General features: G+C 30.7%; 24 protein-coding genes and 1 pseudogene. All 25 read right to left on the bottom strand.

The window, feature by feature from the left end; all coding sequences use genetic code 11:
• Positions 1–243, bottom strand: a 243-nt coding sequence (locus VIM70_RS11555) for a hypothetical protein (protein WP_331945914.1), incomplete at its 3' end; no start/stop codon positions are given.
• A gap of 28 nt (positions 244–271) precedes the next feature.
• Positions 272–601 carry a hypothetical protein gene (locus VIM70_RS11550; RefSeq protein ID WP_331945913.1) on the bottom strand — a complete coding sequence of 110 codons (330 nt, stop codon included), beginning with the start codon at positions 599–601 and terminating at the stop codon, positions 272–274.
• Between the two features lie 130 nt (positions 602–731).
• Positions 732–905, bottom strand: a complete 174-nt coding sequence (locus tag VIM70_RS11545) for a hypothetical protein (protein ID WP_331945912.1) — start codon at positions 903–905, stop codon at positions 732–734.
• A 48-nt stretch (positions 906–953) separates the two neighbouring features.
• Positions 954–1,430 (bottom strand): 3D domain-containing protein, encoded by a 477-nt coding sequence (locus tag VIM70_RS11540; RefSeq protein WP_331945911.1) that lies wholly within the window; start codon positions 1,428–1,430, stop codon positions 954–956.
• Positions 1,431–1,677: 247 nt separating this feature from the next.
• Positions 1,678–1,911, bottom strand: a complete 234-nt coding sequence (locus tag VIM70_RS11535; RefSeq protein ID WP_331945910.1) for a hypothetical protein — start codon at positions 1,909–1,911, stop codon at positions 1,678–1,680.
• A gap of 10 nt (positions 1,912–1,921) precedes the next feature.
• Positions 1,922–2,323, bottom strand: coding sequence for a hypothetical protein (locus VIM70_RS11530; protein WP_331945909.1), 402 nt, complete (start codon positions 2,321–2,323; stop codon positions 1,922–1,924).
• Between the two features lie 14 nt (positions 2,324–2,337).
• Positions 2,338–2,736, bottom strand: a complete 399-nt coding sequence (locus VIM70_RS11525) for a hypothetical protein (RefSeq protein WP_331945908.1) — start codon at positions 2,734–2,736, stop codon at positions 2,338–2,340.
• A 13-nt stretch (positions 2,737–2,749) separates the two neighbouring features.
• Positions 2,750–3,784 (bottom strand): hypothetical protein, encoded by a 1,035-nt coding sequence (locus VIM70_RS11520; RefSeq protein WP_331945907.1) that lies wholly within the window; start codon positions 3,782–3,784, stop codon positions 2,750–2,752.
• Positions 3,785–3,811: 27 nt separating this feature from the next.
• On the bottom strand, positions 3,812–5,188 hold the full coding sequence (locus VIM70_RS11515) for a DNA sulfur modification protein DndB (RefSeq protein ID WP_331945906.1): 1,377 nt from the start codon (positions 5,186–5,188) through the stop codon (positions 3,812–3,814).
• Positions 5,189–5,306: 118 nt separating this feature from the next.
• Entirely contained in the window at positions 5,307–6,845 is a 1,539-nt protein-coding gene (locus VIM70_RS11510; protein ID WP_331945905.1) for a hypothetical protein, read from the bottom strand.
• Positions 6,846–6,979: 134 nt separating this feature from the next.
• Positions 6,980–7,387 (bottom strand): hypothetical protein, encoded by a 408-nt coding sequence (locus tag VIM70_RS11505; protein WP_331945904.1) that lies wholly within the window; start codon positions 7,385–7,387, stop codon positions 6,980–6,982.
• 585 nt (positions 7,388–7,972) lie between these two features.
• Positions 7,973–8,593 (bottom strand): accessory gene regulator B family protein, encoded by a 621-nt coding sequence (locus tag VIM70_RS11500; RefSeq protein ID WP_331945903.1) that lies wholly within the window; start codon positions 8,591–8,593, stop codon positions 7,973–7,975.
• A 26-nt stretch (positions 8,594–8,619) separates the two neighbouring features.
• Positions 8,620–9,390: a type II toxin-antitoxin system PemK/MazF family toxin gene (locus VIM70_RS11495; RefSeq protein ID WP_331945902.1), complete on the bottom strand. Its 771-nt coding sequence runs from the start codon at positions 9,388–9,390 to the stop codon at positions 8,620–8,622.
• A gap of 164 nt (positions 9,391–9,554) precedes the next feature.
• Complete coding sequence (locus tag VIM70_RS11490; RefSeq protein WP_331945901.1) at positions 9,555–9,674, bottom strand: cyclic lactone autoinducer peptide; 120 nt, start codon at positions 9,672–9,674, stop codon at positions 9,555–9,557.
• 19 nt (positions 9,675–9,693) lie between these two features.
• The gene (locus VIM70_RS11485; protein ID WP_331945900.1) at positions 9,694–10,509 is read right to left on the bottom strand and encodes a hypothetical protein; all 816 of its coding nucleotides are present in this window, start codon (positions 10,507–10,509) and stop codon (positions 9,694–9,696) included.
• 72 nt (positions 10,510–10,581) lie between these two features.
• Positions 10,582–11,139 (bottom strand): DUF5317 family protein, encoded by a 558-nt coding sequence (locus VIM70_RS11480; RefSeq protein ID WP_331945899.1) that lies wholly within the window; start codon positions 11,137–11,139, stop codon positions 10,582–10,584.
• A 19-nt stretch (positions 11,140–11,158) separates the two neighbouring features.
• Positions 11,159–11,563 (bottom strand): type II toxin-antitoxin system PemK/MazF family toxin, encoded by a 405-nt coding sequence (locus VIM70_RS11475; protein WP_331945898.1) that lies wholly within the window; start codon positions 11,561–11,563, stop codon positions 11,159–11,161.
• A gap of 236 nt (positions 11,564–11,799) precedes the next feature.
• Entirely contained in the window at positions 11,800–11,970 is a 171-nt protein-coding gene (locus tag VIM70_RS11470; RefSeq protein ID WP_331945897.1) for a hypothetical protein, read from the bottom strand.
• Complete coding sequence (locus VIM70_RS11465; protein WP_331945896.1) at positions 11,963–12,151, bottom strand: hypothetical protein; 189 nt, start codon at positions 12,149–12,151, stop codon at positions 11,963–11,965. The genes VIM70_RS11470 and VIM70_RS11465 overlap by 8 nt, the downstream gene beginning before the upstream one ends.
• Positions 12,152–12,156: 5 nt before the next feature.
• Positions 12,157–12,453 (bottom strand): hypothetical protein, encoded by a 297-nt coding sequence (locus VIM70_RS11460; protein WP_331945895.1) that lies wholly within the window; start codon positions 12,451–12,453, stop codon positions 12,157–12,159.
• 97 nt (positions 12,454–12,550) lie between these two features.
• A complete protein-coding gene (locus VIM70_RS11455) occupies positions 12,551–12,832 on the bottom strand; it encodes a hypothetical protein (RefSeq protein WP_331945894.1) in 282 nt (93 codons plus the stop codon).
• A gap of 1 nt (position 12,833) precedes the next feature.
• The gene (locus VIM70_RS11450) at positions 12,834–13,052 is read right to left on the bottom strand and encodes a hypothetical protein (protein ID WP_331945893.1); all 219 of its coding nucleotides are present in this window, start codon (positions 13,050–13,052) and stop codon (positions 12,834–12,836) included.
• On the bottom strand, positions 13,045–13,233 hold the full coding sequence (locus tag VIM70_RS11445; RefSeq protein WP_331945892.1) for a hypothetical protein: 189 nt from the start codon (positions 13,231–13,233) through the stop codon (positions 13,045–13,047). The genes VIM70_RS11450 and VIM70_RS11445 overlap by 8 nt, the downstream gene beginning before the upstream one ends.
• 55 nt (positions 13,234–13,288) lie before the next feature.
• Positions 13,289–13,441: a hypothetical protein gene (locus VIM70_RS11440; protein WP_331945891.1), complete on the bottom strand. Its 153-nt coding sequence runs from the start codon at positions 13,439–13,441 to the stop codon at positions 13,289–13,291.
• Between the two features lie 35 nt (positions 13,442–13,476).
• Positions 13,477–13,901, bottom strand: a pseudogene (locus VIM70_RS11435) (hypothetical protein); the annotation flags it as partial.

Below are 13,901 nucleotides of genomic sequence, written 5' to 3'. Positions count from 1 at the left end.
TATTTCTTGAGATGCTATACTAAATTCACAATTCCTATTGATAAACTCATCTAAGTTCTTAACTATATCCACAATCTCATATTCTCCAGCATAGACAATCAATGTTCCTACAAAACCAAAATCTACTTGAATAGTTCCATTATCATCGTTTAGAGGCGTTGCGTCATAAATTTTACCTGCATACTTTTCTATGGAGAAAGAATTTGGTTTAGGAGGACAATTTTTTAATATCTTTACACGCATTACTAACACTCCTTATATATTAATTATATTAAACGTATCTGAATGGTTCCAATGTGTTAGGTCTAGGTGCTTCTACTGGTTCTATCTCGGCAGATTCTTGATAGTCCCAAGATTCTTCTTCGTTTCCTGTTATTTCAGGTGCAATTTTAAATCCATCCACAATTTTCTCAATACATTTGTCGCAGATATCGAAGCTCCAATGTTCCATGTCATGACGCGAAGCATACCCAAAATCTAGGGCAAAAGACTGCATTGATTGTGACTGGTCTATGGTAAAATATTCTCCACAACAATTACAAGCAAGGGAATCTAATTCTTCCACAGATACCATTTTTTCAACTGTCTTTGTTAATCTCATTAATAAACACACTCTTTTCTTTATATTTTATAGCTTTAACGCTTAACATTATTAAGTGCTTACAGCCTACCTAGTGCTATATTCAATTATGTATGTGTGTATAATATTTTATATATTAGTTATACTATGATTAGAAAAAAGTATTAATGGATTTGAACGAAGCCATAATGCAATTGTCTAAAACAGTTAAGCTGAAATTGTTTCTACCATGCTTTTTAACCATTTCTCTATCAAGTTCTTTATGAACTCTGATCTTATCCTTAAAGTTAGTATAAGGGAGAATAACGTAGTCGAGTTTACCCATGATGCATTTCTCCTTTCTGTCTTGCTCTTAATTATAATTTATTATATGTCATTTATTGATAATTGTTACAGTTGCTTGAGTCTTTCCAAAAATAACTGCTCTTTTTACAGCATCTGGGCTATCACCGACGAACAAGTCAATATGTAGTCCAATAATTCCACCTCCCACATCTTTAGCAGTGTAAATTGCATTGTACTTCTTATATTTATCATCGTTGAAAACTATTTTTACTTTACTGCCAGTTGGAATAAAATTAGGATCTGTAGCAATTACTCTTGCAGATGCCAAGGTATGACCTTTTAAATTAAATCCTGAGCTAGTCTTGCCATAATCAGGATTTCCCCTTGATTTTTGTGTTGATTCAAAATTTAATGTATATGCTGAAATTGTGTAGGTTTCTCCTTTTTGTTCTTTAACAACCTCTGGTTTAACAATATCAACTTCCTCAACTATTACCTTATCAGGCAACACTATGTATCTGCCACGAAACAACTTCAATATATTAGCATTTTGATCAGTTCTCAAATTGCTTGTTCCCTTCGTAACAAAGTTTCCAAAATATAAAATACTGAATATGACTATTGAACATAATAAAATAGTCTTTGTGTGTTTACGTGTTGTCTTATCAATAACTAAAACCTTCTTTATAATTATTTATTACTTTACAATATGTAAATGAAAACTGCTTATCCACCTCCTTTAACTGTATAATACTATTGTACTACTAATGATATATAAAGTCAAGAACTATATTTAATCTTTCTCTGAGTAATCATAAACTACCACCAATAATATTGTACATATCTCTTGCCCCTGATCTTCTTGTAATAACAGTAAGTTCCCAACCTTTATTATTTTCAGTCATGCTAAAAGCTATATGTCCACATCCTGAACTAGAATCATAATACTCGAATGTCGAATTACCTAATTCAGTTTCTTCGCATTTATTTATTAAGCCAAGGATACGTTTTGTAGTTATTTCATCAATATTATAGTTCTTAGTCATACAATTCCTCCTATAAGTTCTGTTTTATGAGTATACGGACTACATCTAATGCGTCAAAACAAATATCTCTAGCCTTAGTATTCATTGGTACTCCATTAATTTTACAATCATCTTTAGAAAGCAATATTACTATTTGGTTCAATAATTTCCCTATGTCATTGGAGTTATCGTCAAATACTACATCTTGTTCAATTACTTCTGTATCTTCATCATCAATAACTAATTGAGAAACTTCTATCCCCAAATATCCACATAAATTTACAAGTGAATTTGCGTCAACCAATGCAAGAGATTCCTTTTTACTTATATCCAATAACCACGAGCTACTTACCCCAGCAGCCTTTGCAAAATCCGCATAGTTTTTAAATTCTGATCTCTCTTTATATAGAGTTATTTTTTCACCAACGTTCAAAACAATCATCCCTTCTATTGCCACTTACTATCAATATAATGATATCCTGAATCATTCCTAGATATTTTGCTAAAAACAATGGTGCAAGTTTTAGTAGTGCATACTAAAACATCTTTACTTGTCCATGCATCTATATCTTTATCAATAGTGTTTAAGACCCAATTCTCAGAGTCAGAAACTATATCAGGTAAATACTCAATGCCTCTGTTTATATCTCTAAATAAGCGAAAATACGTCTTCTTTAAAAGTTGTGATAATACGTTTTTGCTCTCTAATTCAATTAATTCCTTCAAAAGATTTATCTGAATTTCTATTGCATATAAGCCTCTCGAATAACCTCTTGAATTTAAAGATATTTTAAAGAAGGATAATAATTTATACCTACTGTGCATTATAGACAAAATATCTTGCATAATATTTCTCCTTCTAAATATAGAGGTTAATTAAATCCTTAGTTTTTTGAAAATATTTCTCTCCGTCAAGTCCTTTTTCATTAGATCCATACTGAAATCTTTCATTGAGAGAGATATAGTCCTTTTTAGTTAATTCTCCATTAGCATCTTTAATCACTTTAGCTGCGTCAATGATAGCACTAGTCCAGAGCGATGATATATTTAAATAGGGAGCATTTACCCATGATTGGATTCTTTGAATTCTATTAGCAATTAATTGGTGATCTATCTTACCAAATTTATTCTTGCCTGGCACACGAAAAACATATTCCGTTTCGTTAATTGGGAATCCCTTTTCTGTTTTCTCGTAAATTCCTTCATCGTTCTTTTTAGATTTCAATCCATTACCAAAAATATAGTGCCCAGAATCAATAGTTTTTTTAATTAAATCAAGTGTATAATAATCTACATATAATTCTCTTAATTCGCCATCATTACTTGTTAGATAAATTAACTTTTCTTCCCATTGGATATCAGTAACTTTAAAATTAATAAATTCTTCTAAAGTGTTCCCTTTTTCAGTACGACCCCTAACTCCTAATCCCAATAATTCAATAATTAGTTTATCTTGATAATTTACCAATAATTTTTGCCATTCTCTATTCTTAATTAATGGAATATAAGAGTTTTCAACTGCTTGAATATCAATATAGTTATCATAAAATTTTGGAAGAATTAAACCGAAACGATTTTCAAAGTGCCTGACTAAGTTTTTGCTAATACAAAAATCTACATATTTTTTGAGAGGAGATAGATTTGATTGAAAAGCACTAATCGTTTTGTTTTTAAATTCAGCCAATAACAGCTCATCTCTCTCTTCAATATTGAAATTAAAAATGCTTTTCCCTATTTTAAATTCGTAAAAATCAGCTTTCTGCAAAATATAAGAATAGAATGTTCTTGTAGAACTAATTTGCGAATCAAGAAATTCCTCTTTGACACGTGGATCAACTTTAAATGTCACCTCATTCTCTTGAAACCTATTGTCGTTTATTTCTTCAGTCAACATAAACACCAACCCTTTCAATTATTTCAATCAGATTAGATTGTAAAAGAATTTATACAGATTGTTTCTAGATGCTTTTTTCATATCATGGTCTGATATTTTAATATCTTTCCAAAAAGGATTATTTGTACCGAAGTTTACTTTGCTCAATGCTTGCTCAACTTTATCCTGCCATTCTTCCTCTTTTAAATCCAACCCATATAACTTCGCCGACAAAGCAATATATCCTGCAAACATATTCTTATGATTAATATACGAGATTTTTTTTGTTTCCTCTGGATGAATAATAAATTCTTCTACATTAAGACCAATAATAAAGTCTATAACATTGGCAATATGTTTTGCGATTGATTTTGCTTGAAGACGATTTTGTAATCTGTCAGAGTAGGTGTCTTCCACAGAAATTGCCAAAGTAGACCTTTTTGCCAAGCCCCCAAATGCTAGTTCCGAATCGGATTCTTTTATAGACTGAGCGAACTCGCTACTGGAATTATCTAAAATTAAATTGATGACAACATTACCTAATTTAGATGTGTCAAGTGATTTAATATGTTCCTGTTTCATAGGTTTTTGCTTATTAATTTGTACCATTTGTTTTTGGGCTTTAATTTCACTATAGTTGGTAACTATGAATACAAAAGTGAAGTCCAAATCTGGGTTTTGAGAAATTGCTATTGAATTACCCACCTTACGATGTTGCCCATCTACGATATTTTTGATACCTGAAATAATATTTAAGTCACCATTCTTATCATATCTTATTTCGTCCTCACCATTTTTTAATACATTCATAACTATAGCGTCTGGGAAATATTCACCTGAAAGAAGTCCTTCAGCAATTTCCTTCGCTTTTGTTTTATTTAAACTAATTTTCTTCATTCCAAAAGCGTCATAAACTGGGTCGCGTTGAGTTTTAAAATTGTAAATGAATTCATTACCTGCGTCTAATTCAGCAAATTGTCTTGACTGCAAACCTCCTAACCAACACCCCGTCGCAATCTCTAACATATTATGAAATACAATTACCTCGTCTTTCTCTCCCTCTTTTTTTGCTAGTTTATAATTTTTCAAATTTTCAACTTCGATTGTGGTAAAATGGTCTTCAATAATTATTTTATTCCAATCGTTTATTTCTCCTAGGGACTCACTAGTGGTATTTTCCTTAAAAGTCAGAGCCTTAAACATACCAGATGCAAAAACAAATAATAGAATTAATTCATTTTTTATACCAATATCAAGAGTTGACAACAGTCTTCTTTCAGTTAAAATACTAACTGCAATACTAGCCTTCATATTTCTACTATTGAATTCTTCCTTAACTATGTCTCTTATTTTGTCATTCCCTGCATATTTTTTTATTAATACATTGAGATTTAATATGAGCTGATCTGCTTCGTCTTTTAACATTTAACATCGCTCCCTTACGTTAATATAATATATTTGCATTATATATTTATTATATACAATTGTCAATATATTATACCATATAAATAAAAAACTACTTATTAATAGGTAGTTTTTAAACTTACAATGCTTCTTTTAGTCTCATATATTCGTCATAATACATCCATTTAAGCTTCTCACCTGTTATTGGATGTTTTCCAGCAGATTTCTTTTTATTTGTACAACATTGACAAATCCCACCATGACCTTTCATCATATATGCTTTAGTTGCTTCTTTTTGTGAATTGAATATCTCTCCTGTAGTTACGCAAATTACTTGCTTGCAATTTTTCTCTGCTAGTGAAGTTACATTCCTTTTTCTTTCTTCTTTCCCGTCATAAGTACACCAACCCAATTCTACTCCTTGGTTAAGATACGTCCAAATTGCACTTTTGCTTAATTTTAGTATATTAGCTAGTTCTAATACATTATTAATTCCACTATCCCATAGTTCGCAAGTTATCTTAACTAGACTAGAGCATGCGTATTCATGGCACAATGCCCAATCTACATCAGATTCTTTAAAATTTAATAACTTTATTAGTTGGCTCAACGTAATGTTGTTTTTAATCCATTCTATTTTAGAATACGTACAATCTAGAATTATATAGTTACTAACACCATTATCTTTAGCTAATTGTTTTTTTATTTTATCATTTTCTTGTATATTGCTTAATTTGCCCCAAGTTCCAGTAACTTGCTTATAGTGTTGTAACCCATGAGTCTCAATTATACAATTTATATTCTTTATATAAAAGTCGTATCTATAATTTTTACACCATTTGAAAGTTTTCTTACTTAACTGTATCTGAAAGTCTACATTTAACTGTTCTAACATATTAAACAGAAATTTTTCTGGATATGATATATTATCAGAGCACTTATTGCATCCAAACCCATTATTAATTAAATTGTTAATAATAATTTCCTTCACATAACCACAATCTGGGCACTTAGCGAGTATTTTGCTACTCGATATTAAATCATAATTAATTGCGTCACCTTTATTTACTAAATAAGTTTCTAAATCAGGATGCATCATTAATATTGAATTACATATTTTACAGTCAATATTTATAATCCTACCACTTGTGAAACTGTTAATATTATTTAATTCTGACAAATGCTCAGGATGATCCAAGCATTTAAACCAATATCCTTTTTTATTTATACCCCTAGACCCATATCCAACTAATTTTGGGGTTAATACATTACCATTCTTATCAAGATTTAAACTATAATCCCATTTTGACAAAATAGAATCGGCTTGTTCTTTAGGTAAATTATCGTAACACCATTGATAAAATGATTTTCCATTATTTAATCTTGATATCCTATAATTATTATCTCCATATAATACCATGGCACACGTATGGCAATAATATTTACCGTCTTCTTTTGCACACTTTAAATAATCTTGCCACCTTACGGGTTTTGATATTGGTGTTTTACATTCTTTATGGTCACATTTTACAATAACCTCAACAACTGAACCATTTTGTAAGTCTATGGTTTTAATTTCAAATTCATCTTTAAATTTTGTAAAAATATACCCCTTACTTTCATAGTATTCTTTGTATCTTGAATGCCATCTTATTATCACCGTCTCACTTATAAGCATTTCTCTATCCTCCTCCACATTATACAACTATAATATAATTATACCACAAAACAATACAAAACACAAGTATAAGTAATAAATAAAACAAACTACTCACAAAAACATTCGCAAGTAGTTTTACTATAATTATTAAATTAAACAGCAATACCCAACGTTTTACCAACAAGTAAAGCAACAGCCATTGCTGGAACCATATTATTGTGTTGCAAAGCCCGATTATACAACACTTTAATCTCATGTAGCACCATGTTTTCACCTTGAATACTTTCTTTATTCTTACCTAAACCTGCTAAAGAATGTTGCTCAATATGAAAATCAATGTCTATTTCTAATAGATCCTTTTTCTTATCTAAGATTGCCATTGCTTCTTTTGCTTGCTGCTCCCCTATGTATGCTCTACACTCTTCGCTGAAGCTCTTGTAAGACACATACACGTACTCTGAGGTGTCTATTTTATGGATGCTACCTTTGTGTGCAAAGCACCCCATCTGGTCTTTAATTACCCATACAGTCCTATCACCCTTAACATCACAACTACTCATACAAAAACATCTCCCTTATTAATTTTTAATTCTGACTATGATTCATTGGTGCAATAAATTGCGCCTTTTATTCTCTAGGGTTTGCTACAAATATTGCTTGATATGTTGCTAAGTCATCCAAGGATAAAGTCATCCAAAAATCCACATATGATCCACCTCCTTTATTAAGTATCGGTCGCTCTAACAGAAAACTTTAGCCCGTACATTGCCTTTGTTAACAGTATATATTAGAACGCACGTTTGGTCAAGTAGAACAAATGATAGGTTGTAGAATGATTCTACGTCTAATTATTCTACGATTCGACAAACTACTTTTAATTATATATTTTTAGTATTCCGACTATTTTGATGGGAATTTTATAAGGGTTATATGTAAGTAACACGTTTCACTGATACAGTACATAGTTACGAACTTTATCACAGATACAGTTTACTCTTTAATTTAATAAAGTCAATGGTTTATAAGGGGTTGAAATAAATATATTATGTAGGATCTTTCTGAAATATTTGTGTCAGTTACCCCTCCCCTACCGCCCCGTACTATTTCAGTATATACAATATAAATAATATTGTCAAAGGTTATATTTAATCTACAAAAGTGTACATTTTTTGTCCCAATGTGCTTATGCTGAGGAGTTCGAGCAATAATCCAAAGCAACTGGCAATAACAATAATTTTTATATGTAGTAGTAAGAAGATGGTCATTAGCATTGTCCATGTAGTTAGGTATATTGAAGACCATTTTTTGAATTTGACTTTTTGCTTTTGATCTGTGATAGGCTTGTTAGGAGTATCTCGTGGTACGTACCTAATTATTATATATATAGCTACTATAATACTAAATATAAATAGACTATAAATATTTATGTATGTCCAATACTTCTGAGTATACTGGACTATTATTGAACTTATGATAAATTGAGTTAGACTTATAACCATACAACCCAAGAAGTTTTTTAAATGATATCCTCCTGCTATAATTCTTAATGATGAGAAGGTAAATGTGATAGCTATAACAGGCACTAGAACCCCTAGAATGGACGCTAGTGACACCAATAATATCCCCTTGACCAATGCCCCAATGATGACCATAAACCCATACTCAAACACCTCGATTTGATCTTCTACACTTGGATAAATTTCATTAGGAACTTTTGTGGATAAATATCTGGCACAATAATTTGATGTACTCTGAATTGTAATCATTAATTATTTAATCTTCCTTTCTTTTCTCATGCGAATACCAATTGAGGACTTACGCTACGATTATGATTATTTTCATATTGATAAGTTTTTTGAGTATTCATATTATCTAAGTATTCAATAGCGTCTTGCTCATTCATTCTTATGTCGATCACACCTTGAGATTTTAGCATTGCAATATTTACTTTTTTAAGAATTTCTGGAGAACATTCTGCTATTTTTTGTATCACACCATTTTGGGACAATCTTCTTTTTGAAACGCAACGAATTTGTTCACAGCATATAATTGACTCTTGAGGAAGTCCACAGTCAGATCCCACAGATACGTGCGTTGGTTGAGGCTTCCGACTGCGGGAAGTGAGGGGGATGATCAGAGTTGTACTAGAAAAGTGATTTCCTACATTATTCTGTACTACGAGGCAAACTCTAACTCCTCCTTGTTCGGAGTCCAAAACTTCTCCTAGATTTACGTAACAAAATTCCCCTCTTTTTACTTGAAGATTTTTTATTTGTTCCATATCATTGTTGCTGTAATTTGAATATCCACAAGCCATTGTTAAATCTTTCAAAGATACCCTTCCTTCTGAATTGTCGGAGATCAATTTTAGATAAGGTATCGTTGGGTAGGAAGTTATTTTTGCATTTACTACTAGAGCTAAGTATTCCCCACTAGTTTTCATATCTGCTGCGAATCCATTCACCGTTCTCTCTTGACCCTTTGCACGAATTACATAATTGGCTAGTTTCTTAAAATCCTTTTTAACATTTTCCTCAGTTTTAGTAGTTAATTTGTTAAACATATTAATACACTCCTTCTTAATAAATAATATATAATTAACATTCAATAATGTTACTATACACTAATTATATTAAGAATGCAACTAAATTATTACTAATATGTAAAATATTTATATTTAATTTATTATAGGGAAGACATAAGCCCTCCCTATTTGGAATTATGTACTTACTTTAAGCACTTTGGAGTTTGTGGTTGATAAGACCACAACCACGATGCAAAAACGCCTGTAAACATCGTAGCCACTATTGTAACTACACCAGCGATAATAGAATATTTGTTCTGCATATTTTTCACCTCCCTTCAATTAATCTTTATTTACATCAGTCATTATGTTATCTTCAAGAAGATTTTCATATGACTGAATAATTTGTTTCTGCTTCGTAAGTAAATAATTCACAAACATGAGAAACCACGTAATCAATATTATTGGAACAGATATTAAAATCACAACTATAATTAATTGGTCTATAATGTTCAGTCTTATTAAAATACCATCAATCATCATTAATTTAGTAGAGTAGATAATTATAGAAATAGATGACAGTAGAATTATGATAAATGAATTTGTAAAAAATTTGTTTTTTACTATAGCGTTGAATAAATTAATTTGAATTTCATTATTCTTTCTTACTACAATAAATGATATAATACATATTTGTATTGCCCTTGCAGGAAGTGAAATTAAAATGTTTGCCATAATATTATTGTTGAAGAAACTCATTTCTTTATGTAGTAAAGAAAGGGAAATTGGATAATATAATGTTTCAATTAGCCCTACTACAATAAAACTTAAAATTGTGTATATTATTATTTTCAATAGCAATTTATTTTCAACTTCATAACTATTTTTAATGACAATATACATTATTAATACAATCATTAAAGATAAGGAGAATAGAGACATTATTGGTTTAGGAATAACGATTATGTATCTGAAAATATTTATCATAATAGCTACGGGTATAACTGGTATCATAACCCATTTCAAACTATGTTTCCACATCCGAACATCTAGCATGTCAAAACGTCTCAAGAATATTAATGTCATTGTCACCAAGAATATGTTTTCTGGTATTGATACCAATATCGTGTTGAGTAAAGCATTTATTAAGTTTTGCATATGTATTACCTCTTTCTGTTTTTATCTTAGTATCATTGTAACAGAAGAGTATACATATGTCAATTAAATAAATTATATATTTGTAGTTATTTTATTAGACTCTTTTATACAATAATATATTATTAAGAAGACAAATGATCTGACGATAATATCACCAATTGACATCACACACCACCCGAAGTCCCATGTATCACAAATTGGGATCAAATTGCTATACATATCTCCAATTATATGAAAATCTCCAACTGCTAATGTTTTAGCGAACATATCTGGTTTAGCATATCCTGTGGCCCAAGAATTTGAAACGAAAACAGGCATTTTCCCTGAATTTGCTCTCATTGCTATCACATTTAATGAAGTTCCTATCCATATAAGAGGCGTAGAACACAAGAAAACCTTCATTCTGTCATAATCTATTGCAAGGATAAGCAAAGAGCTTAGATAGGCTGTTTTAAAGACATTAGCATACCTTATTAAAGAGTAATCACCCTGCCATATCATAGATTCTAAGTAAACATATACTAAAGCCATGAATATGACGGGGTAAATACTCCAGTGTTTAAATATGGGTAATAGTTTATATTTTCGTATTCGAGCTACTATAAAAGCCAATAGAACTGTCTCAATCATGGGTTTTACATCTCTCCTTTTATGCATAAGCAACATTACTTCTTGCATCTACTAATCCCAATTGAATTGAAATTCCCTTATCCAGTTTACTAATTATATGACTACTACAAATTCCTACCTTTTCTAATAAATCTCCTGTAGAAACTAAATTTATTTGCTCGCACATAGCAATAGATTTTACCCGTAATCCAGTTTCTACTGATACTTCGACATCTACGTGGGTAGGCATCCACTTTTTCGCCCTAGATGTTAGTGGTATGTACTGTAAAACTGGGGAGTGCTTACATGCTATAGAATTCGAGCAGATTATTATCGGCCTCAATCCTCCCTGAATTGAATTACCCGTAATAGGTAGATTTACCATATAAATATCCCCACGATTGATTTGTTGCACTTGGCTAACATTGTTCATTTGATTCATCATTTGTATCTTCCTTCTTTCATCTTTTTATTTCTTACTTATATTATTCCCCCTTAGCTTGGATTTATACCTACACATAATTATATATGTGGTAATTCCTGTATTATGTGTACAAGGGATGATTTATTTATAACTTATTATACAATGACAAGAAGGCTACTGTCAAGCATAATACTACATTTTTTATTAAAATATGCTATATTTCGCATGTTTTATGTAAATAAAACAACTCATTTATTCTAGTGCTTTTCAATATTAAGAATTTCAATGAATCTCTTTCTAATTAAGTCACTTTCCTTATCAATTTCAGCCATAGCCATTATATGTAGGTTCTTTTGATCTGATAGTACCTTCCTGGTATTAAGTATCTCACGTAGCTCTTCCTGCTCTTCTAGTGTTACATTACTCATTACCATTCCTCCTTCCAGACTTCATACCACACTTCTTACAAACCATATTAGGTATAACAATCTCATGAAAAGTATAACTATCAAAACATCTGTATCCCTTTACAATGTCATGACAGAACTCACATTCCAAATCACCTTTGAAACTATTATAAATTAGATTATAAGCACTAATAATTTTCATATGTATTATTCTCCCTTCAATTTGTAAACTTCAAATATATTACTGCTCCCATCGTCATAAATAAACCTTGCCTTATTTATATATGTTTCTCCTAGATCCTTTACAACAACCTTTATACCGTTTATGTATGGAGTGTAACCGTGTTCCCCATCAATCGTGTTAGCACACATTATTACATCTTTCATAATCACAGTATATCCTTTTCTAGATACTTGAATTTCTACTGGCATTGGAGGTAACGAGTCTAACAAACCCATCATCTTTTTTAAATCATCAATTGATATACTATCATTTGTATTCATAATATTTCTCCTTTCTAGCATCAAATACTTGATTTAAGCTAATTTATGATTTTGAAACCCTTATCACATGCAGGTTACAGGGTTTTGCTTTTTAAGCCTAACCCCTTTTTCTCCGTAAATGAATATTATATTCTTCTTGAGTCATAAACAGGTCATAATCTTCCAGAATCTCCTCTTCATTCTCAAAATATGTTGTGTGTAATGATGAACAATATAACATGTCTTCATCCATAAAAGAATCAGCTATAATAATCATATTATATTGAACTTGACCATGTAACATATAATGTTTAGCTGCAAAATTACTAATCAAAATTATTTCCTCTAAATATGTTTTCTTGCATGACTCCTTTAGCTTGTATATCTCTCCTAGTTGCATATTACATTAGCTCCTTTCCTTCTAAATTTATCTCGTATACTATTCCAAAGAAAGACATCATAACTGAGATACTAATACAATCTATATATCTTGTAAATAACCATTGGATCAGACCAATGACAAACATAAATATGGCAGTTTTCTTTAGCAACTTCTTCTTAGCTAAAATATAAAGGGGAATAAAAAGTAGTAACCCATGTATCAACGAATCATTATCCACAGTTTTCAAACTCATTTACATGATATGGCACTAACTCACCATCATAAAGAATTGTAAAACACTCATTAGATTTCATGTTAAATTCAATATCGCACTCAAGGCAATAGCTATTTGACCAACTGACCTCATTAGTTTTGCTACTACCGCAATTTGGGCATACACGTTTAATCTCTTTTGCCATTATGTAATCACTCCTAAATATTATTTATCATCCTATGTATAATTATACATTCCGCTTATAATTTAATTACATTATCTAATTCTTCTTCTACATATTTTAGTAAAAATTCCTCGATAGTCATATCCCCATTTATAGAATTAACTTCTATGTTGCTTTCCTTTAGTTTTTTTATTGCTAGTTCTATCCAACTTATATGATAATAACTCATGAAATCACCTCCTAAAGTACGATAAAATTAAAGTTTCAAAGGGTATGGCTCTCTTCTGTATAATACTCCCATCTTAACGGTTCGCCAGTTTCTAAATTACCTGCAAATTTTTGTAGATTCCTACAGCATTTAGATATATTACTTCTATCTACCCCATATTGCTTTCCTGCTTCTTTTTGAGTATTAAATATCTCACCAGTAGTTAAGCATTTTACTTTCTTACATACTCCTACGACTTTAGATACTCTGCCATTTATCACACACATAGGGCATGTGAATCTACGTCCTCTATCTCTTAATCTTATAAAATCCCTAATCCCTGTTTCTTTTTCATAACCACAATCAGGACATTTAATAAAAACCTTTACGTTTGATCCTGATGAATATTTTAATGTATCTTCTTCGTTTACAAAATATTTAACTAAATAGGGATGGGTTATGGCTATTGTTTCAAATGTAC

The sequence above is a fragment of the Clostridium sp. genome, assembly GCF_036569345.1.
In the GTDB taxonomy this organism is placed as follows: domain Bacteria; phylum Bacillota; class Clostridia; order Clostridiales; family Clostridiaceae; genus Clostridium_AD.
The sequence above is the reverse complement of the archived record's forward strand: the minus strand, read 5'-3'. Positions and strand labels throughout refer to the sequence as shown.